General features: G+C 70.4%; 14 protein-coding genes and 4 pseudogenes. 11 read left to right on the top strand and 7 right to left on the bottom strand.

The annotated features are described in order from the left end of the window. Window positions 1–44 precede the first annotated feature (44 nt). Complete coding sequence (locus ACSMXV_RS02885) at window positions 45–602, bottom strand: DUF6234 family protein (RefSeq protein ID WP_473176117.1); 558 nt, start codon at window positions 600–602, stop codon at window positions 45–47. 108 nt (window positions 603–710) lie between these two features. Next, window positions 711–1682 (bottom strand): zinc-binding dehydrogenase, encoded by a 972-nt coding sequence (locus ACSMXV_RS02880; protein WP_473176116.1) that lies wholly within the window; start codon window positions 1680–1682, stop codon window positions 711–713. Between the two features lie 435 nt (window positions 1683–2117). Between ACSMXV_RS02880 and ACSMXV_RS02875 the strand changes: the two genes are divergently transcribed. Together ACSMXV_RS02875 and ACSMXV_RS02870 are read left to right on the top strand one after the other, a co-directional pair. Continuing rightward, complete coding sequence (locus tag ACSMXV_RS02875) at window positions 2118–3791, top strand: polysaccharide pyruvyl transferase family protein (protein ID WP_473176115.1); 1674 nt, start codon at window positions 2118–2120, stop codon at window positions 3789–3791. Continuing rightward, window positions 3769–5211: an FAD-dependent oxidoreductase gene (locus ACSMXV_RS02870; protein WP_473176114.1), complete on the top strand. Its 1443-nt coding sequence runs from the start codon at window positions 3769–3771 to the stop codon at window positions 5209–5211. The genes ACSMXV_RS02875 and ACSMXV_RS02870 overlap by 23 nt, the downstream gene beginning before the upstream one ends. A gap of 21 nt (window positions 5212–5232) precedes the next feature. On the opposite strand, the gene ACSMXV_RS02865 is transcribed toward ACSMXV_RS02870, so the two are convergent. Further along, window positions 5233–5934, bottom strand: coding sequence for an alpha/beta fold hydrolase (locus ACSMXV_RS02865; protein ID WP_473176113.1), 702 nt, complete (start codon window positions 5932–5934; stop codon window positions 5233–5235). 55 nt (window positions 5935–5989) lie between these two features. Then, complete coding sequence (locus tag ACSMXV_RS02860; RefSeq protein ID WP_473176112.1) at window positions 5990–6754, bottom strand: SDR family NAD(P)-dependent oxidoreductase; 765 nt, start codon at window positions 6752–6754, stop codon at window positions 5990–5992. 105 nt (window positions 6755–6859) lie between these two features. On the opposite strand from ACSMXV_RS02860, the pseudogene ACSMXV_RS02855 reads away from it, so the two are divergent. Then, a pseudogene (locus ACSMXV_RS02855) lies at window positions 6860–7624 on the top strand (IS200/IS605 family accessory protein TnpB-related protein); the annotation flags it as partial. A 171-nt stretch (window positions 7625–7795) separates the two neighbouring features. Here ACSMXV_RS02855 and ACSMXV_RS02850 read toward each other — a convergent pair. Next, window positions 7796–8116, bottom strand: coding sequence for an ATP-binding cassette domain-containing protein (locus ACSMXV_RS02850; protein ID WP_473176111.1), 321 nt, complete (start codon window positions 8114–8116; stop codon window positions 7796–7798). Window positions 8117–8498: 382 nt separating this feature from the next. Between ACSMXV_RS02850 and ACSMXV_RS02845 the strand changes: the two are divergent. From ACSMXV_RS02845 to ACSMXV_RS02815, 7 genes and pseudogenes are all read left to right on the top strand, one after another. Next, window positions 8499–9235 (top strand): annotated as a pseudogene (locus ACSMXV_RS02845) (hypothetical protein). 111 nt (window positions 9236–9346) lie between these two features. Next, window positions 9347–9634 (top strand): annotated as a pseudogene (locus tag ACSMXV_RS02840) (GNAT family N-acetyltransferase); the annotation flags it as partial. Window positions 9635–9886: 252 nt separating this feature from the next. Further along, window positions 9887–11233, top strand: a complete 1347-nt coding sequence (locus tag ACSMXV_RS02835) for an MDR family MFS transporter (RefSeq protein ID WP_473179216.1) — start codon at window positions 9887–9889, stop codon at window positions 11231–11233. 453 nt (window positions 11234–11686) lie between these two features. After that, a complete protein-coding gene (locus ACSMXV_RS02830) occupies window positions 11687–12295 on the top strand; it encodes an acetylxylan esterase (RefSeq protein WP_473176110.1) in 609 nt (202 codons plus the stop codon). A gap of 78 nt (window positions 12296–12373) precedes the next feature. Next, window positions 12374–12871, top strand: coding sequence for a (2Fe-2S)-binding protein (locus tag ACSMXV_RS02825; RefSeq protein ID WP_473176109.1), 498 nt, complete (start codon window positions 12374–12376; stop codon window positions 12869–12871). Next, complete coding sequence (locus tag ACSMXV_RS02820) at window positions 12868–13863, top strand: FAD binding domain-containing protein (protein ID WP_473176108.1); 996 nt, start codon at window positions 12868–12870, stop codon at window positions 13861–13863. Before ACSMXV_RS02825 ends, ACSMXV_RS02820 begins: the two co-directional genes overlap by 4 nt. Then, entirely contained in the window at window positions 13860–16070 is a 2211-nt protein-coding gene (locus tag ACSMXV_RS02815) for a xanthine dehydrogenase family protein molybdopterin-binding subunit (protein ID WP_473176107.1), read from the top strand. Before ACSMXV_RS02820 ends, ACSMXV_RS02815 begins: the two co-directional genes overlap by 4 nt. Window positions 16071–16175: 105 nt before the next feature. Here ACSMXV_RS02815 and ACSMXV_RS02810 read toward each other — a convergent pair whose 3' ends face one another. Next, entirely contained in the window at window positions 16176–16796 is a 621-nt protein-coding gene (locus ACSMXV_RS02810; protein ID WP_473176106.1) for an L-threonylcarbamoyladenylate synthase, read from the bottom strand. Window positions 16797–16878: 82 nt separating this feature from the next. After that, window positions 16879–17523, bottom strand: coding sequence for a MerR family transcriptional regulator (locus ACSMXV_RS02805; RefSeq protein ID WP_473176105.1), 645 nt, complete (start codon window positions 17521–17523; stop codon window positions 16879–16881). Between the two features lie 90 nt (window positions 17524–17613). Between ACSMXV_RS02805 and ACSMXV_RS02800 the strand changes: the two are divergent. Continuing rightward, a pseudogene (locus ACSMXV_RS02800) lies at window positions 17614–18131 on the top strand (DUF4188 domain-containing protein). The last annotated feature ends 203 nt before the right edge of the window (window positions 18132–18334 follow it).

The raw sequence follows: 18334 nt of genomic DNA, 5'->3' as shown, positions 1-18334 counted from the left end.
GGCCGCGCCGAACGCCTGGCGGCCACGACGACAGAGCACCCGCCTCAGCGTCCGCTGTCCGCGCATTCGTCGCTGCTCCCGCCGCTGCGGCACTGGTGTCCGGTGCGGCCCGGGTCGTACGAGAACCAGGGCGACGGGCCGTCGTCGGTGCACGGCACACCGGCCCGCGTCGGGCACGGCGGCAGCGGAGCCGGATGGGCACGCTCGTACTCGGCTTGCCAGGCAGTGATCGTGACGACCAGTCCGATGGCCGCGACGAGCAGTTGGAGGGAACCCGCGAACGGATGCGCCGAGCGCAGGAGGACCACGGCGATCACCAGGACGGCCAGCGTCAACCCGCCGAGCCAGAGCACCGGCACCCAGTCCATCGGCGGCGCCCCGGCGCCCACCGTGGAATCCGCGGATCCGGACCCGCTCGAACGGGCCCAGCCGCGCAACCCCAGCGCCATGACCAGCAGGAAGCCGACCGGGATCTCCACGAGCAGCAGGATCAGGCTGATGCAGCCACCCGCGAACGCGTCGCCCCGGGTGCCCGAAGCCGCAGGACGCCGGGGCCGCGTCTCCGGCAGAGGCGGCATACGGGAACCGGGACCGAGGGACATGCTCGTACGTTCCTACGGAACCGCAGGCTCCATGCGCCCGTTCTCCGAGCCGAGATCAACCCGTGGCCGGCGGCACATCATTCGCCCGCCCGGCCGCCGGCAGGTGCGTTACGGGATGAGCAGGGCCTTGCCCGCGACCGAGCGGGCCTCTATCGCGCGGTGGGCGTCAGCCGCCTGGGACAGCGGGAACTCCCGTGCGATCACCGGGCGCAGCCGACCCGCAGCGGCCTCGGCGAGCGCCTTCTTGGCCAGCCGTACGATCTCCGGCGCCTCGAACTGCACGTCTGCGATACCCCGGAGGACGATTCCGCGGCTGCGCGCGCCCTCCTGGTCCAGCTCGGCGAAGCCACCGCTCGACGCGCCATGGGCGGATACGCGTCCGCCGTCCGTCACCAACTCGAAGGCGTGGAGGCCCAGTTCGCCGCCCACCCCGTCCAGCAGCACGTCCACGGGCAGTCCGCCGAACGCTTCCCCTACCCGCTGCGTCCAACCGTCCTCCGAGTAGTCGACGACGGCGTCGGCACCCAACCGCTTGACCAGTGCCAGCTTCTGTGGGCCTCGCGCGGCCCCGACGACCTGGGCACCGGCCGAGTGGGCGAGCTGGACCAGCAGCGTTCCCATGCCGCCCGCCGCTCCCAGAATCAGCACACGGTCGCCCGGCTTGATCGCGATGCCTTCCATGATGCCCATGCCGGTCACGCCGTCGTGCGCGAGAGCGGCCGCCTCGCGGGAACCTAGGCCCTCCGGTACGGGCACCAGACGGTCCGCGCCGGTAAGAACGAGTTCGGCGTACGCACCCCTCGTGCCGGCCCCGGCGAGGACCCGGCGGCAGATCCAGGACGGGTCGACGCCCGGGCCGACGGAGACGACGGTCCCGGCGGCCGCGCCGCCCGGCACGTAGGGGAGGGCGATGCCGAACGTCTCACCCCAGTCTCCGCGGCGGATCTGCGTCTCGACGTAGATGGTGTCGACGGCCTCGGCGCGTACGACGACCTCCCCGTCCCCGGGCACCGGGTCCGGCACCTCCACCGGCACCAGGACCTCGGGCCCTCCGTATTCGGCCACTCGTATAGCACGCATGCGGTTCACACCCCTCCATTCGGCCGGGAGCGGACCACCCGGCCTGCCCGGTCGCCGTGCCAGTCTCAAACCTCGACCAGACTTGAGGTCAAGGCGTCGTGGGGCCGACCGGGTGGCGGGCCGTTCATCCCGTTCAATCCTGTTTCCAACCGCTTCCACGGGGCAGCCGTCGGGTGTCGGTCCGGAGCTGAGGATCATGAAGAGGGCGCAGTGGGCCCGCTCATCCTCGAGCTGCGGACCCACTCTCCCCGAGCAGCGGGCCACTGCGCAGGCCGCTGTCCTCCAGCCGATCCATACGCCGCAGGAAGATGCCCACGCAGAACAGCTGAGCTACTGAGCTGCAGAGGTCCGGGGCTCGGCAGCTGAGCAGCCGATCAGCACGGCAGGAGGCGTCAGGGAGCTGCCCCATCACAGAGCCACGTGTCGGAGGTACGGATGACCGGGAACCAGGGCACAGGGACAGCCGGCGCACGGACGCCCGCCATCGGGGTGCTCGGCTCGTACGGCGGCATCAACATCGGTGACGAATCCATCCTGGCCTGCGTGATCGGGTGCCTGCGCGCCTGCCGGCCGGACGCGCGGCTGGTCCTCTTCAGCAGGAATCCCGACCACACCAAGGCACATCACATCGCCGCGGACGACGTGACGTGCTGGGAGGGCATCAGCCAGCAGCAGATGCGTCAGTCGCTGTCCGGCCTCGACCTGCTGGTTCTCGGGGGTGGCGGTGTCCTGTACGACGGGGAGGCCCGCCGCTACCTGCGGCTGGTGAGCGCCGCGCAGGAGCTGGGCGTACGCACGTTCGCATACGCCGTGGGCGCCGGACCGCTGCGCGAGGCCGAGGACCGCAAGGCCGTACGCACCGCTCTGGCGAGGATGGACGACGTGGTGGTGCGTGACGACGAGTCCCGGCTGGTCCTGGAGGAGGCGGGTGTCCAGCGGGACATCGCGGTCACCGCGGACCCGGCGATGATGCTCGCGCCGGACCAGTTCAGCGAGCGGATGCTGCGGTACGAGGGGATTCCGGACGGTGCGCGCCTGGTGGCGATGTCCGTACGGGAGCCGGGCAGGGCGGCCGAGCATCTGGACGTGGGCGACTACCATGCGCTGCTGGCCGATGTCGCGGACTTCCTGGTGCGGCGCCTCGAGGCGTACGTGGTCTTCATGCCGATGGAGCGGCAGGACGTACGTCATGCGCACGCGGTCCTGTCCCACATGACCGCGCCGGACCGGGGGCGCATCCTCCACGGCGAGTACAGCCCCGCGCAGTTTCTGGGATTCATGCGGCACGTGGACCTGGCCGTGGGCATGCGGCTGCACTTCCTGATCTTCGCCGCGCTGTCCGGTGTGCCGTTCCTGCCGCTTCCGTACGCGGGGAAGGTCTTCGACTTCGCCCGCAGACTGGGGGCTCCGGCGCTGGTCGGGGTGGCGAGGGAGCAGGCGGGGCTGCTGATCGCTGAGGTGGACCGGCTGTGGGACGAGTATCCGAAACAGCGTGACCAGGTTCGTGCACGTGTCGCGGAGCTGCGCGAGTTGTCCCAGGTGACGTGCGGGCGCTGCGCGGCGCTGCTGGCGGACATCGACGCGGCCGGGTCACGGCCCTTGGCCGGTCCGGACGAGTGGCCCTCGGCCGCTCTGGGCGAGCGGTCTTTGGCCGGCGCGGGCGAGCGATCTTTGGCCGGCTCGGGTGAGCGCTCGCCGAACGGCGTGCGTGAGCGATTCTTGGCCAGCTCGGGTGAGCGCTCTCCGGGCGGCTCGGGGGAGCGGTCCTTGGCCGGCTCGGGTGAGCGCTCTCCAGGCGGCTCGGGTGAGCGATTTTTGGTCGGCTCGGGGGAGGGCTCGCCGGATGGCTCGGGCGAGCGTTCCCTGGCCCGCTCGGGTGAGCGCCCGCCGGACGGCTCTGGCAAGCGTCCCTTGGCCGGCCAGGAGACGCCGGAGCTGAGCGCCGGGGTTTCCGCGCCAGCCGTACCGGGCGCGGACACATCCGAGTCGGGCGCCGGAGCCCCGACCTCGCCGGCCCCCGCGGTGCCGGGCGCGTACATGCCCGACCTGAGCGCCGCCACTCCGTCCCCTGCGGAGGGAGAAGCCGATGCCGGTTCTCAAGCCACCTGAGAAGCCGCGCACCGTCGTGCTTCCGCCGCGCGAGGCCATGCACGCGGGCACGGCCGACGTACTCGTCGTGGGCGGCGGACCGGCCGGCCTCGGCGCGGCGCTCGCCGCCGCGGAAGCCGGGGCCGATGTGATCCTCGTCGAGCGGTACGGCTTCCTCGGGGGCAACGCGACCGTGGCCCTCGTCATGCCGCTGATGTCCTTCCACAACGAGAAGAAGCAGGCCCTGGAGGGCGACTCCACCCGTCTGCTGCCCACCGACCACGGGCAGGGCGAACCGGTGGTCGCCGGCGTGGTGTCACGGCTCCTCGAGCGGCTCACCGAGCACGGCGGCGCCATCCCGCCGTCGGTCGAGACCGGCTACACCGTGCCGTTCGACCCCGAGATCTTCAAGCTCGTCGCGCTGGACATGCTGGACGAGGCGGGCGTGCGGCTGCTGCTCCACTCCTTCGCGTCCACCGTGCTGCCGCTTCAGGACGGCCGGCGGGTCGTCTTCGAGAGCAAGTCGGGCCCCGTCGTGATCGATGCGCAGGTGGTCGTCGACTGCACCGGCGACGGCGACATCGCGGCGGCCGCCGGCGCCCGGTACGAGATCGGACGGCGTGAGGACCACTTGACGCAGCCGATGACGCTGATGTTCCGCGTCGTGGACTTCATGCAGCCGGAATTCGCCGCCTACGTGCGCGACCACCCCGACCAGTGGCGCGGCGTCCATGGCCTGTGGGACCTCGTCAAGGAGGCGACGGAGCACGGCGAACTGGTCCTGCCGCGTGAGGACATCCTCTTCTTCGCCACGCCGCACCCCCACGAGGTCAGCGTCAACAGCACCCGCGTCACCCGGGCATTCGGCACCAGCGTCTGGGACCTGACCCGCGCCGAACACGTCGCGCGCCGCCAGATGGAGCAGATCGACCGCTTCCTGCGCAATCACGTACCGGGCTTCGAGGCCTCGTACATCGCGCAGAGCGGCGTACAGATCGGCGTACGCGAGAGCCGCCGCATCGTGGGCGACTACCAGCTCACCGGCCATGACATCCTCGCCGCCTGCCATTTCCCGGACGCGATCGCGCACGGCGCGTACCCCGTCGACATCCACAATCCGCGGGGCTCAGGGACCACGCTGCGGCGGGTGCCCCGCGGCAGCATGTACGACATCCCGCTGCGCTGCCTGCTGCCCCGCGACACCGACCGGATCCTGGTGGCCGGCCGCTGCATCTCGGGCACGCACGTGGCCCACTCCTCGTACCGGGTGATGCCCATCGCCATGGCCACCGGACAGGCCGCCGGTGTGTGCGCGGCCCTCGCGGTACGCATGGACCGCAGCCCGCGGGAGGTCCCCGCGGCGCTGGTGCAGCGCGAACTGGTCCAGCAGGGCGCCTACGTCCGCGAGGGGATCCGGGAGGAGGTCGGCTCGTCGCTCTGAGGGCGCCGCACCCGAATGGGCTCAGGACTCCACGACTGCCCGGTGCAGGATCCGCGCAAGCTCGCGTGGTTGGGAGAACATCGGCCAGTGGCCGGTGTCCATCTCGACCAGCCGCCAGTGCTCGCTCTTCAGCAGCTCGGCCACGTCGTCGTTCGGCTCGGCACCGTCGAGCAGGCACTTGACGTACGTCGCGGGAAGCTTGCCGAGGGGGCGTGCCAGCACCGCCGGTTCGGTCAGCGTTGCGCCCGGGTGCGGTGTCGAGCCGCCTACGATCCGCACGATCTGCTCGTCGGTGAGACCCTGGCCGGCGTAGTCGGCGGCGGTCAGGGGCGCCCAGAAGCCCCCGTTCTCCGCTATCGAGGCCTCCACCATCGCCCGGCCGTCCGGCCAGGCCGAAACGAAGGACTCGCCGTCGGCCGGAACGTTGGAGTCGACGAACACCACATGGGTCAGCCGGTCACCGATGCGCTCGGCGGCCTGGCCGACCGGTATGCCCGAGTAGCTGTGCCCGACCAGGACGACGTCGCGCAGATCGAGGCGTTCGACCTCGCTGACGATGTCGCGTACGTGAGTCTGCTGTCCGGCCGGCACGCCCTGTTTGTCGGCGAGGCCGGACAACGTCAGAGGGTGCGTGCCATGCCCGGCCGCACGCAACTCCGGCACCACCTCGTCCCAGACCCACGATCCGAGCCACGTACCCGCCACCAATACGAATTCCGACATGGCCGCAACGTAGCGCAGGGGTCTGACAACCGGCCTCGATTCCCAGGGGCTCGGCTCAGCGGGGAGCCATGCGGATGGCGCCGTCCAGGCGGATGGTCTCCCCGTTGAGCAGGGGATTGGCCACGATATGCTCGACGAGTGCGGCGTACTCGTCCGGACGGCCGAGCCGCGACGGGTGCGGGACCTGGGCGCCGAGCGCGGCTCGTGCCTTGTCGGGCAGACCGGCGAGCATGGGAGTCTCGAACAGGCCCGGTGCGATGCTCACCACGCGGATCAGATTGTCGGCGAGGTCCCGTGCCACGGGCAGGGTCATTCCGGAGACGCCGGCCTTGGAAGCGGCGTAGGCGGCCTGGCCGATCTGCCCGTCGAAGGCGGCCACCGAAGCCGTCATGATCACGACGCCCCGCTCGCCGGCGACCGGCCGCTGCGCGGCGATCCGCTCGGCGGCGAGTCGGACGACGTTGAACGTCCCGGTCAGGTTCACCTCGACCACGCGTCGGAAATCGGCACGTCGGGTGGTGGCCCTGTCCTGGCTGACCATGCGGAACGCCCGGAGGATCCCGGCGCAGATGACGACCATACGCAGGGGCCCCAGCGTTTCTGCGGCGTCCAGGGCGCCCGTCATCTGCTCCGGGCTGGTGACGTCCGCCGTGACGAAGACCGCCTGGTCGCCCAGTTCCTCGGCGGCTTGCGCCCCTTGGGAGGTCTCCAGATCGACCAGCACCACCTTTCCGCCGGCCTTGACCAGGCGGCGTGCGGTCGCCAGCCCCAGCCCGGAACCGCCTCCGGTGATCAGCGCGACATTCCCTGATATGTCCAACGGGTGCTCCTCATTGCCGGGTTGGTGACATGGGGTGGGACGGGGCAGGGGCCGTCGGGCTACAGGGAAACGCTGGTTCGTCTGTCGAATGCGTGACCTTTTCGGATGTTGGCCGTTGGGCGGGGTGGCGGAGTGCGTTGTCCCTGATAGGGAAGGGGATCGGGGTGAGGGTGCTGCGGGAGGTGGCGGCGACGTTCGTGGTGCCTGGCCCGTCCGGGGTGGCAGTCCGTGACCGGCTCAAGCACCTGACCGCCGACGACGAGCAGGTGATCCGCTTGGTCGGCGACCACCTCGGCTCGCTCGCCTCCCGCGACCTGAAGGCACGCTGCGCGGCCGGGCTGGATCACGACGGCGATGGGTGGGCGGAGCGAAAGAGGGTGTTGACCGGGCAGTCGTCCTCGCGGTGGGCGGGGTCGATCACGAAGGCCACGCACGACCAGTGGGGTCTGGCCCGGCGGGCCCAGCTCGCGCATGTGCAGAGTCTGGAGGTGGGGGTGCGCACGATCGCCCACCGGCTCTCGCTGCCGGTGGGGGAGAAGGGCGGCAGGCACGCCCCGGGCGGCTACCGCTCGCGGCGGGAGTGGCACGCGAAGTCGCGCCGCCTGCGAGTCCTTCAGGACCGGCTCGAAGCGGCACGGAGCGACTGGCAGACCCGGCATCGTGCACGTGGTGCGTGGCGGAAAACAGCTGCTGACCACGCGCCATCACCTTCGGGCGGCCGGTCTCAGCGAGGCCGCGTGGCGTGCCCGCTGGCAGGCTGGGCGCCAGTTTCTGCAGGCCGACGGGGAGTCGGGGAAGCGGTACGGCAACGAGACCATCCGTGTGACCCCCGACGGTGAGGTGAGCATCAAGCTCCCCGCCCCGCTGGCGTCGGACCGCTCAGGCCGGACCGGGTGCCTCGGGGCGTGAGGGAACCCGCCCCCGCATCCCCGGACCACGCACACGATGCGTGCCGCCCGGATGCGGAGCGAAAGTGGGGGACCAGTGTGCCCAACACCGTTCGGGGCACGCGGCTGAGCCTGTGCAACTCATGCTCAGTCTCTAGGGACGGTCCTGGAACACCACTTGGATGTGCCGGGCGAGTTGACGGCGTCCCGCGGGCGGTGCGTGGGTGATGTCCTCGCCGTGGAAGAGGATGCGTCCGCCGGTGGGGCGCACGAGACCCAGGATCGCGTTGCCGATCGTTGACTTGCCGGAGCCGGAGCCGGAGCCGGAGCCGGATTCGCCGAGCAGGCCGAGGGTTTCGCCCCGCGAGAGGTGGAAGGTGACGCCGTCGACGGCGGGCGTGGCGGGGCCCCGACGCCGACCACGCTCGCGGTAGAGAACCCGCAAGTCATGGACGTCCAGAAGTCGTTCGGTCACGGTCGCCTCCTTTGCTGAGCGTGCTGAGTTCCGTGTCCCGGGGCATCGGGTGTGGCGGTCGGCGGTCGGTACGCACATCGTGCACAGCCTGTGCCTGCGGAGGCCGTAACCTCCACAGATCGCACAGTGGCTCGTCGATGAGATCATCACGCCCAAACACGAAGCGCGACGCGGCTGAAGGCCGACGGTCGGCGGCCGCGATTCCTTCCGAGGCCTTCAGAACTCGGTAGCTCGTGCACGACCCGGACGATATGGTCCGCCCGTGCGCTGATTCTCCGAACGGTGGCCGAGTGCCGCCCTGACGTGCGGGCGGCTCCGTCCGACGGGGCCGCCGGCAGGCATACCCAATCGCCTTCCTCGTCCTAAAACCGGAGAATTTCCGATGACTGCCCTGCAGCCCCTCACCTACGACCGGTTCGTCGAACTCGCCACCGCCGACTCCGCAGTAGTCGGTCTCGTCCTCAAAGGTTCCCACGCCCACGAGGGCATGACGACGGAGCACTCGGACCATGACCTGTATGTGGTCGTCGCGGATGGCGCCACCACGGCTCTCACTGGGTTCGCCGGCCACCGCACGGCCGCCCTCGACCTCGTCGTCCTCACCCTCTCCGCATTCCGGGAAGCCGGAATGCCAGGCTTCGAGCGCTACGCCCTCGCCCGCGCCCAGATCGTGCTGGACCGGCTCGACGGAGGAATCGCTCAGATCCTGCCGCCAAAGCGCGGCTCGACGCCGATGAAGCATTCCGCGACGCGGAGGGGTGGCTGGATGCCTATGCCAACTCCCTCTACCGCTCCGTCAAGAACGACCGCGACGGACATGCACTCGCCGCCCGCCTCGACGCCGCCGACAGCATCCGGTTTCTGCTCGAACTGCTCTTCGCGCTCGACCGTCGCCCTCGCCCCTACAACAAGTACCTGGAGTGGGAACTCGCCCGGTATCCGCTGCCGGGCTGGGGCGCCGACCTGCTGCTGGAGGCCGTGGACCGCATCTCTGCAACGGGTGACGTGTCTCTGCAACGGCGCCTCTTCGCCCGTGTCGAGGCAGCGGCCCGGGGCGCCGGGCACGGTGCCGTCCTGGACGCCTGGGGTGAGGACCTGAAGCTGATGCGACCGCGGTAGCGGCCCGAGCCGCCGGTCAAGCATGCATCTCCTTAATGCATATGATGTGCAGGTGCGTGACACTGGCAGTAGACGGCGACCCCCGACGAACTCGACGGCGGGCGCGTCGTGATGCTCGACTCCGTCTACCGCGACTTCGGCACGGGATACGTCCCGCGCTGGCACCGCGACATCATCGATCTGCAGGGCGCCTATCTCGCGCCCACGCGGCACACTCTGCTGGTCGCGGTCGACGAGTGGGACGGTGCGGTCGTCGCGACGGCGGCGCTGGACTCCCGAGGGCCGGCCCATCCGCCGAGTCCGCGGTGGCTGGCCGAGCGCTACCCGTCGGGGGAGACCGCTCAACTGCGGCGGGTGTACGTACGCCCCGAGCACCGGCGGCGCGGGCTTGCCCGCCAACTGGTAGGTGAGCTGCCTGGACTTCGCGGCTGCGGAGGGCGGCTACCGGGCGGTGTACGCCCTGCTGGGCGCACTCGCGGTGACCGCGGCGGACGGTGTGCGGTGGCCGCGGCCGCCCCGGCGGGCAAGGCCACCCCGGGAGCGCCACCCGGGCACCCTCCCCGACCGGCTCCTGTCCGAGCCCGACCAGCCACACGCCGGGGCGACACCGACGCCCCGGAAGGAAGCCGCCACCGTACGAGAGGGTGCCCGATGACCGAACAGCCCGCCCGAGCCCTTGCCCGCCTTCGGCCGGGACGCGGTGCGCCCGCCGCCACCACCCACCCGGCCGACCGCGCCAAGCCGCACCGCGAGCGCACCTGGCGCACCCTCTCACCCCTCCTGCGCCTGCTGATCCTGACCCAACTCGCCTTCAACATCGGCTTCTACGCCGTGCTGCCCTTCCTGGCCGAACACCTCGGCACGGCCATCGGGATGGCAGGCTGGCTGGTCGGCCTCGTGCTCGGGCTGCGGACCTTCAGCCAGCAGGGACTGTTCGTCGTGGGCGGCGCGCTGACCGACCGGTACGGTGCCCGGCCGGTGGTGCTGACGGGCTGCGTGCTCCGCATCGCCGGCTTCGCCTGGCTGGGATACGCGGAACAGACCTGGTCGGTCATCGGAGCCGTCCTGCTGATCGGCTTCGCCGCCGCGCTGTTCTCACCGGCCGTGGAGTCCGAGGTGGCGCGGCAGGCCCTGCGCCGGGAGGAGGCGGGCGGCGGCTCCCGTACGCACGTGCTCGCCCTGTTCACCGTCGCGGGCCAGGCCGGCGCGTTCGTCGGCCCGTTCCTCGGGGCGGTGCTGCTGTGGGCGGACTTCCGCGCGGTGTGCCTGGCGGGCGCAGGGGTGTTCGTACTCGTTCTGTCCGGGCACCTGTGGCTGCTCCCGCGGCACACTCCCGGACGGGCGGCGCGGCCGAAGGTGTCCGGCGGCGCGGCGACCCTGCTGCGCAACCGCCGCTTCATGCGCCTGTGCGGCGCATACGGTGCCTATCTGCTGGCGTACAACCAGCTCTATCTCCTCCTCCCCGACGAGGTGGAGCGCGCGGCGGGCTCACAGGCGCCGCTGGCGTGGCTGTTCGCCATGTCGTCGCTGCTGGTCGTCACCGCCCAACTGCCGGTGACGCGGTGGACGGTGGACCGGCTCGGCCTGCGCCGGTCCATGGCAGCCGGCATGCTGCTCATCGCCGCCGGGTTCGCCGTCGTGGCCCTTGCCCGTCCCGCCGCGTGGACGGGAACGGCGGGGCTGCTGCCCCTTGCGGGCTTCGTCGTCCTGCTCACCCTCGGCCAGATGCTCGTCGCGCCCGCCGCCCGCGCCTGGGTGCCCGACCTCGCCGAGGACGGCAGGCTCGGCCTCTACACCGGTGCGATGTCGTCCGTATCCGGCCTGATCGTGCTGGCCGGCAGCGCGGGAGCCGGATCCCTCCTCGACACCGGCCTGCCGCCGGCTGCGCCCTGGCTCGTACTCGCGGCCGTCGCCGCGGCGTCGATCGCACTGCTGCCGCACCGGAGCGAGCGGGGGCAATTGGTCGGATTTCCGTCCGCAAGGTCCACAGCACGCTGAATAACCGTGCGCGCGTCGGCACGGAATTGAGTGCGTTCCCCGGATGCGTGGATTCGCCGGGACCGAGGACCTGTCAGCAGTGGTGCGCGACGCGCTGGGGGCGGGATGCCGGATCGCCGGGGTGGACCGGTTGCGTGGGGGAAGCAAGAAGGGGGTGTACCGGGTGCGGGCGCTGACTGGGCGCAGACGCCGCCGAGCACGGTGCCGCAGGCGCGGCCGCCCATGTTCGCGGCGAGGGCGAGGATGCCCGCGCGAGCGCGGCGGGCGCGAGCTCGGTGAGGCCGGCGGTGGCCGCTCCGGTGATCAGCGCGGCGGACAGTCCCGAAAGGGCGCGGCCCACCAGAAGCAGCGTCAGAACCTGCGCTCTTCGGCGCCCCGGGACCCGGATGGCACGGGCGGCGGAACCGGCGGTGGTCATCGCGGCTCATTGTCGCCCGTCCTCCCTGCATCCGCGTGAACCGTCGGACCACCCGGAGCGGCGGGCGGCCCGAGCGGAAGTGGCGAAACGATACTGACGACCCCAAGCACCAGTGCTCACCTCACGCCACAAGGGATCGAAGGAAGCACAGTCATGGCGGGTTTCTCCCTGACGCCGGCAGAACAAGCGCTGCTGCCGTCGCCCGAAGAGGTCCGTTTCTACCGGGACCATGGCTGGTACCTGTCCCGGCAAGTGTTCTCCGACGAGGAGATCGAGGAGGTGGGGCGGAGCAACGAGCGGTTCTACGCGGGCCACCGGGACCGGACGCTTCCGAAGAAACCGCCCATGGAGGAGTACTGGGAGTCCGAGCATGGCGATGTTCTCCGCCACAACGACTACGTCTGCTGTGTGATCGACTCCAGCCACATCTGGGAGGACGTGGACTTTCCCGACCGCCGTCCACCGTGTATGCCGCACACCACCACTACGCCGGCAGCAAGGAGATCCACGTCTACCACTACAACGACCGCGAAGGCGGCGGACCACATCATCAGGAAGTCCAACTGGCCTTCGCGGAAGGCCTGCTGGGCGCTGCTGAACCCCTGGGTGAGGCGGCAACCGCCTCCGTCAGGTCGGCACCGTAGGACACCGGGGCCCGCGCGCGGTGGTGCGTGTGTGCTGTCGAGCGAGCCGAGAGCGAACGAATCGTGAGGAAGAGTTCCATGGGTGGTGCGTCCGTCGTCGGCAGGACGACGGTGACCGTGCAGGTCAATGGGCAAGAGCGGCATCTGGAACTGGACAGCCGCGTGACACTGCTGGACATGCTGCGGGAGCACCTGGAGCTGACCGGTACGAAGAAGGGCTGTGACCAGGGCGCGTGCGGTGCGTGCACGGTGTTGCTGGACGGTCGGCGGGTGGTGTCGTGTCTCACGCTGGCTGCGCAGTGCGACGGCCGTGAAGTGACCACCATCGAGGGTCTGGCGCCTGGGGGCGAACTGCATCCGCTGCAGGAGGCGTTCATCCGTCACGACGGCTTCCAGTGCGGGTTCTGCACGGCGGGGCAGATCATGTCCGCGGTGGCACTGCTGGCGGAGGAGCGGGCCGGTTCGGACGCGGAGATCCGTGAGTTCATGAGCGGCAATCTGTGCCGGTGCGGTGCGTATCCGAACATCGTGGCGGCCATCCGTGAGATCGCTCAGCAGGGCGGTGGGATGTCGTGAGCGTGCTGGAGTATCGGCGTCCGGAGCAGCTGGCGGAGGCGATCGCGCTGGTCAGCGCGGATCCGGGTGCGGCGTATCTGGCGGGGGGTACCACGCAGCTGGACCTGCTGCTCAAGGACGGGGTGGTGGAGTACGGCACGCTGGTGGACATCGGCCGGCTGCCCCTGCGGGGCACCAGCGTCGTCGACGGCCGTGTGCTCCGGGTGGGCGCGCTGACCACGATGGAGGAGCTGGCCGCGGACGCGGTGGTGATCGAGCGGCTGCCGATGGTGCGGGAAGCGCTGCTGTCCGGGGCGTCCACGCAGTTGCGGAACATGGCGACGATCGGCGGGAACCTGCTGCAACGTACCCGCTGTCGCTATTTCCGTGATCGCGCCGTGGCGGCGTGCAACAAGCGCCTCCCGGGTTCGGGTTGTGCCGCGGTGCGGGGACCGGCGCGGATGCACGCGATCCTGGGGGCCGGCGATAACTGCATCGCGCTGCACGCGTCGGACCTGTGCGTGGCGCTGGTGGCGCTGGACGCGGTGGTCGGTATCGAGGGCCCGGACGGGCAGCGCAGCGTGCCGCTGACCGCGTTCTACGTCATGCCGGGCGAGCGGCCGGATGTGGAGAACGTGCTGGCGCACGGAGAGATGATCACGCATGTGGATGTGCCGTTGCCTGCGGCGGGCCTGCGCGCGCAGTACGTGAAGGTCCGGGACCGGGCCTCGTACGAGTTCGCCCTGGTCTCCGCGGCGGCGGCACTGCGCATCGAGGAGGGTGCGATCACCGAGGCCCGTCTCGCGCTGGGTGGCGTGGGAACGGTGCCCTGGCGGGCCTGGGCGGCGGAGGACTTGCTGCGTGGGAGGCAGGCGGACGAGGCGAACTTCCGGGCGGCCGCGGAGGTGGCGCTGCGGGATCTCTACACGGTCCCCGGTACCGAGTTCAAGGTCGGGTTGGCCCAGCGCCTGATCGTCCGCACGCTGAAGTACGTCTCGGGAGCGCAGGCATGACCGCACCTTCGCCCAACAAGATCGTCGGTGAGCCCGTCGACCGCATCGACGGACAGCTCAAGGTCACCGGAGGCGCCCGCTATCCGTCGGACGTCGGCTACCCGGACATGGCGCACGCCGTGCTCGTGCAGTCGACCATCGCTGCGGGCACGATCCGCGCCATCGACACGGCGGACGCGCTCGCGGCGCCCGGGGTCCTCGCGGTGATCACCCACGAGAACGTCCCCAAGCTCGTGCACGAGGTGATGACGCCGTTCGGTCCCTCTCCGCGGTTCCCGCTCAAGGACAACCGCATCGTCCACCACGGGCAGCACGTGGCCGTCGTGGTGGCGGAGACCCTCGAGGAGGCGAGAGCGGCCTCCCGGCTTGTGCGGGTCGAGTACGACGAGACGGCGGCCATCCTCGACATCGACGACCCGAGGGCGCAGGTCACGACGAACCCCTACCAGATGGACGTCGAGCGGGGCGATGTCGAGAAGGCCCTGGCCGCGGCCGACATCGTCTACGACGAGCGGTTCCACACGGCGCCTGTGACCAACAATCCGCTGGGACCGTTCGCCGCGGTCGCACGCTGGGACGACGGCAGGCTGCTGATCCACAGTTCGACCCAGTGGCCCGTGATGGAGCGTCATGTCCTTGCAGGGATCTTCTCCTTGGACGAGTCGGCCGTACAGGTTCTCGTCCCGTACCTCGGCGGCGGATTCGGCGCGGGACTGCGCACCTGGCCGCACACGGTGCTCACCGCGCTCGCCGCACGCATCCTCGACCGCCCGGTCAAGCTTGTCGTGCCACGGCCCCAGATGTTCACGTCCGTCGGCCACCGGCCGGAGACCGTCCAGCACCTGCGGATCGGCGCAACCTCCGACGGCCGTCTGGTCGCCATCGACCACGAGGGGACGTCGACCACCGGAGCCGAGGAGTCCAACCTCGAACCCATCACGGTGGTGACCCGCGAGGCATACGACTGTCCGAACCTCGCCACGCACGACCGGCTGGTGGCCCTCAACATCCCCAACCCGGGGGCCATGCGCGCCCCCGGCCACGCGGAGGGCAGTTTCGCGCTCGAGTCGGCGATGGACGAGCTGTCCCACCGCCTGGGAATCGACCCACTGGAACTGCGGCTGCGCAACTTCGCCGAGGTCAACCCGCAGACAGGCTTGCCCTGGTCGAGCAACGCCCTGCGCGAGTGCTACCGGGTGGGCGCCGAACGCTTCGGCTGGCACCACCGCAACGCCGGACCCGGATCCATGCGGGACGGCGAATGGCTGATCGGCCACGGCATGGCGGCCGTCGCCTACAGCTGGTGGGCGACGCCCTGCCGGGCGACCCTGTCCCTCGGCCGGAACGGCGTCGCACGGCTGCGCGCCGCGGCCACGGACATCGGGACGGGCACGTACACGATCGCCGCGCAGATCGTCGCCGAACTGCTCGGCCTCGAAGTCGACCAGGTGCACGTCGAGATCGGCGACAGCGCCCTGCCCCTCGCCCCGCCGTCCGGTGGCTCCGGCCTCGCGGTCGCGTTCGGCGGCGCCATCGAGGACGCCGCCGCCCATCTCGTACGGGCGTTCCTCGACCTCGTCCGCGACGACGACCGCTCGCCGTTGCGAGGAAGGGACCCCGACGAGGTCATGGCCACCAACGGGCGCCTGCAGTTGTCGGACGACCCCGGCGTCGGCGAGTCGTACACCGACATCCTCGAGCGACACGGCAAGGACGAACTCAGTGCCGAGGGCGAGACGGACCCCACGCCGAAGGCCGAGGGCATGACGATGTCGCCCGCAGGTGCCTTCGCCGCCCAGTTCGCCGAGGTCCGGGTCCACGAGGAGCTCGGGCTCCTCAAGGTCACGCGGCTGGTGGCGGCGGTCGACGCGGGCCGGGTCCTCAACGAGAAGACCGCACGCAGCCAGGTCGCCGGGGCCATGGTGATGGCCATCGGCATGACGCAGTTCGAGGAGACGGCGTTCGACCCGGCGACCGGCCGCATCACCAACGCGACGTTCGGGGACTACCTGATCCCCGTCAGCGCGGACGTCCCCGACCTCGACGTCGTCTTCGTCGGCGAGCCCGACCGCTACAACCCCATGGGCATCAAGGGCATCGGCGAGGTCGGCATCACATGCGCGCCGGCGGCGATCGCCAACGCGGTGTACCACGCGACGGGCAAGCGCATCCGCTCCCTGCCGATCACGATCGAGGAACTGCTGTAGTCGCGGCGTCGATGTGGACATCGGCGCCGGAGGCGTCGTTCGCCTCGTTGTGGTCGGGCACGAAGGCGCCGGCGGGTGAAAGGGTTGTACGCGGCGCGGTGGCGGCTATTCGAATGGCGTGGGGTCGCCCGCTCCACGGCGGACGATCTCGGGCTCTCTGCTGGAGAAGTCGATGACGGTCGTCGGTTCGACGCCGCAGTCACCGGAGTCGATCACCGCGTCCACCACATGGTCGAGTTCTTCCTTGATCTCCCAGCCCTGGGTGAGCGGTTTGTCCTGCTCGGGCAGGAGAAGCGTGCTGGACAGCAGCGGCTCGCCGAGTTCGGCGAGGAGCGCCTGCGCGACGACATGGTCGGGAATCCTGACTCCGACGGTCTTCTTCTTCGGGTGCAGCAGCCTGCGCGGTGCCTCCTTCGACGCGGGAAGGATGAAGGTGTAGCTGCCGGGGGTCGACGCCTTGACTGCGCGGAACACCGTGTTGTCCAGGCGTACGAAATGGCCCAGCTGCGCAAAGTCCTGGCACATCAGTGTGAAATGGTGCCGTTCGTCGAGGTGACGGATCGAGCGGATGCGGTCGAGCCCGTCTCGGTTGCCCAGCTGGCATCCGAGTGCGAAACAGGAGTCCGTCGGGTAGGCGACAAGACCTCCGTCACGGATGATCTCGACCACCTGACTGATGCTGCGTCGCTGCGGATTCTCCGGGTGCACGTCGAAGTACTTCGCCATGCGCCGAGCTTAGACCGACCGGACGGCCCGGACCGACGCCGAAGACCCGCCCTGAGCAGCTTCCTGGCGCGCGCGGTCGGGCTCACTCGAAGCCGTACCGCCGCGCCGACTCCTCCTCCTGGGCCAGCCGGTGGAGGGCCTGCAGCATCGGCTCGACGAGGATCGCCCCCAGGACCGCGGTCTCGACCTTCTCAGCCTCCGACGGGTGGGTCTCCACGAAGTCCAGGTCGAGGGTGGCCGCCCGGTGCATCAACTGGGCGTACGGCGCCATCAGTTCGGCGCCCCAGTCGTAGCCGAGCCGTCGGAACGTGGCCACCGCCACCACCAGCGAACGGTAGGCGGGAGAGATGGTGATCAGGGCCTGGGCGTTCGACCAGCCGAGTGTCTCCAACAGTCGGTCGACCTCGCGGTGCGCGTCCCGGACGGCCTCGTCCTCTTCGTCCGGCTCGGGGACCTGCGGCAACGCCCACAGGGCGGCCCCCAGCCGGATCGTACGGCCGAGGGAGTCGTCGTCGATGTGCCCGAGCACCTCCCGGACCGTCGCCACCGGGACCCGGCCGACCTGGATCATCGCGCGCACCAGACGCAACCGGCGCAGATGATCCTCGTCGTACTCGGCCGTCGTCGCATTGACCTGGCGGCCCGGCGCCAACAGCCCTTCGCGCAGGTAGTACTTGATCGTGGCGATGGACACGCCACTGCGCTCGCTCAACTCGGCCAGCCGCATCTCTTGCGCCTCTCCTTGGGGAGTGCAACTATCCAAGCACCGCCAGAGAAGGATAGTGCCGCTATCCGATCAGCAGATCCGGGGGTCGCCATGTTCGCGAAACCGATTCCGGGCCGGACAACCGCCGCAGTGGAAGGTGATGCGGTGGTCTTGCTGATCGGTATGCGTATCAACCACTTCTGGGCGGTGCACCAGTGGCTGCCGGTCATGCTGTCGATGTTTCGCATGCTGGGGGAGCTTGCCGAAGACAGGGGCCGAGGGCTGCTGGGGCGGGTCCTGCTCACCGCCTCGCCGCGGACGTACTACGTGGTCCAGTACTGGGAGTCCAAGGAGAAGCTCTACGCGTACGCGACCTCGCCCGACATGTTCCACCACAAGGTGTGGGCGATCACCAGCCGCAAGGAGCGCGCGGGGAAGGTGCGCCAGCACGTGGGGCTGTGGCACGAGGCCTATGTCGTGCCCGAGGGATCGTATGAGTCGATCTACTTCGACATGCCTCCGTTCGGCCTCGCGGCAGCCACGGGGGTGCTGCCCGTCGAGAGCCGCGGACGGCGGGCTGCGGAAGGCTCGCGCACCGCTCGTCCGGGGCGGCTGAAAAGGCCGGGTGACCGGAGACCGGGGGACGAGGAGGGCCTGCCGCGGCATCGAGGCAGGCCCTCCTCGGTGATGTTCCCCCCGGTTCAGGGCCTTACGCTGACGACACCGCGCCGCGCCCTCCGCCGAACGCACCGACCGTGCACGAGACTGGGCTCCGTGACCACACCTTGCGGCACGCCGGCACTGTTCCGGCGGCAGGCACTGACCCGGGAAG

The sequence above is a fragment of the Streptomyces sp. DSM 42067 genome, from assembly GCF_055792885.1.
Note: the sequence above shows the minus strand (reverse complement) of the source record. Positions and strands in the feature narration are given on the sequence as shown.

Coding starts and splice junctions, on each gene's coding strand:
- ACSMXV_RS02835 (WP_473179216.1), top strand. CDS start 9,887: ATGACCGAACAGCCCGCCCGAGCCCTTGCCCGCCTTCGGCCGGGACGC.
- ACSMXV_RS02880 (WP_473176116.1), bottom strand. CDS start 1,682: ATGCGTGCTATACGAGTGGCCGAATACGGAGGGCCCGAGGTCCTGGTG.
- ACSMXV_RS02805 (WP_473176105.1), bottom strand. CDS start 17,523: ATGCGGCTGGCCGAGTTGAGCGAGCGCAGTGGCGTGTCCATCGCCACG.
- ACSMXV_RS02825 (WP_473176109.1), top strand. CDS start 12,374: ATGGGTGGTGCGTCCGTCGTCGGCAGGACGACGGTGACCGTGCAGGTC.
- ACSMXV_RS02865 (WP_473176113.1), bottom strand. CDS start 5,934: ATGTCGGAATTCGTATTGGTGGCGGGTACGTGGCTCGGATCGTGGGTC.
- ACSMXV_RS02815 (WP_473176107.1), top strand. CDS start 13,860: ATGACCGCACCTTCGCCCAACAAGATCGTCGGTGAGCCCGTCGACCGC.
- ACSMXV_RS02885 (WP_473176117.1), bottom strand. CDS start 602: ATGTCCCTCGGTCCCGGTTCCCGTATGCCGCCTCTGCCGGAGACGCGG.
- ACSMXV_RS02875 (WP_473176115.1), top strand. CDS start 2,118: ATGACCGGGAACCAGGGCACAGGGACAGCCGGCGCACGGACGCCCGCC.
- ACSMXV_RS02870 (WP_473176114.1), top strand. CDS start 3,769: ATGCCGGTTCTCAAGCCACCTGAGAAGCCGCGCACCGTCGTGCTTCCG.
- ACSMXV_RS02810 (WP_473176106.1), bottom strand. CDS start 16,796: ATGGCGAAGTACTTCGACGTGCACCCGGAGAATCCGCAGCGACGCAGC.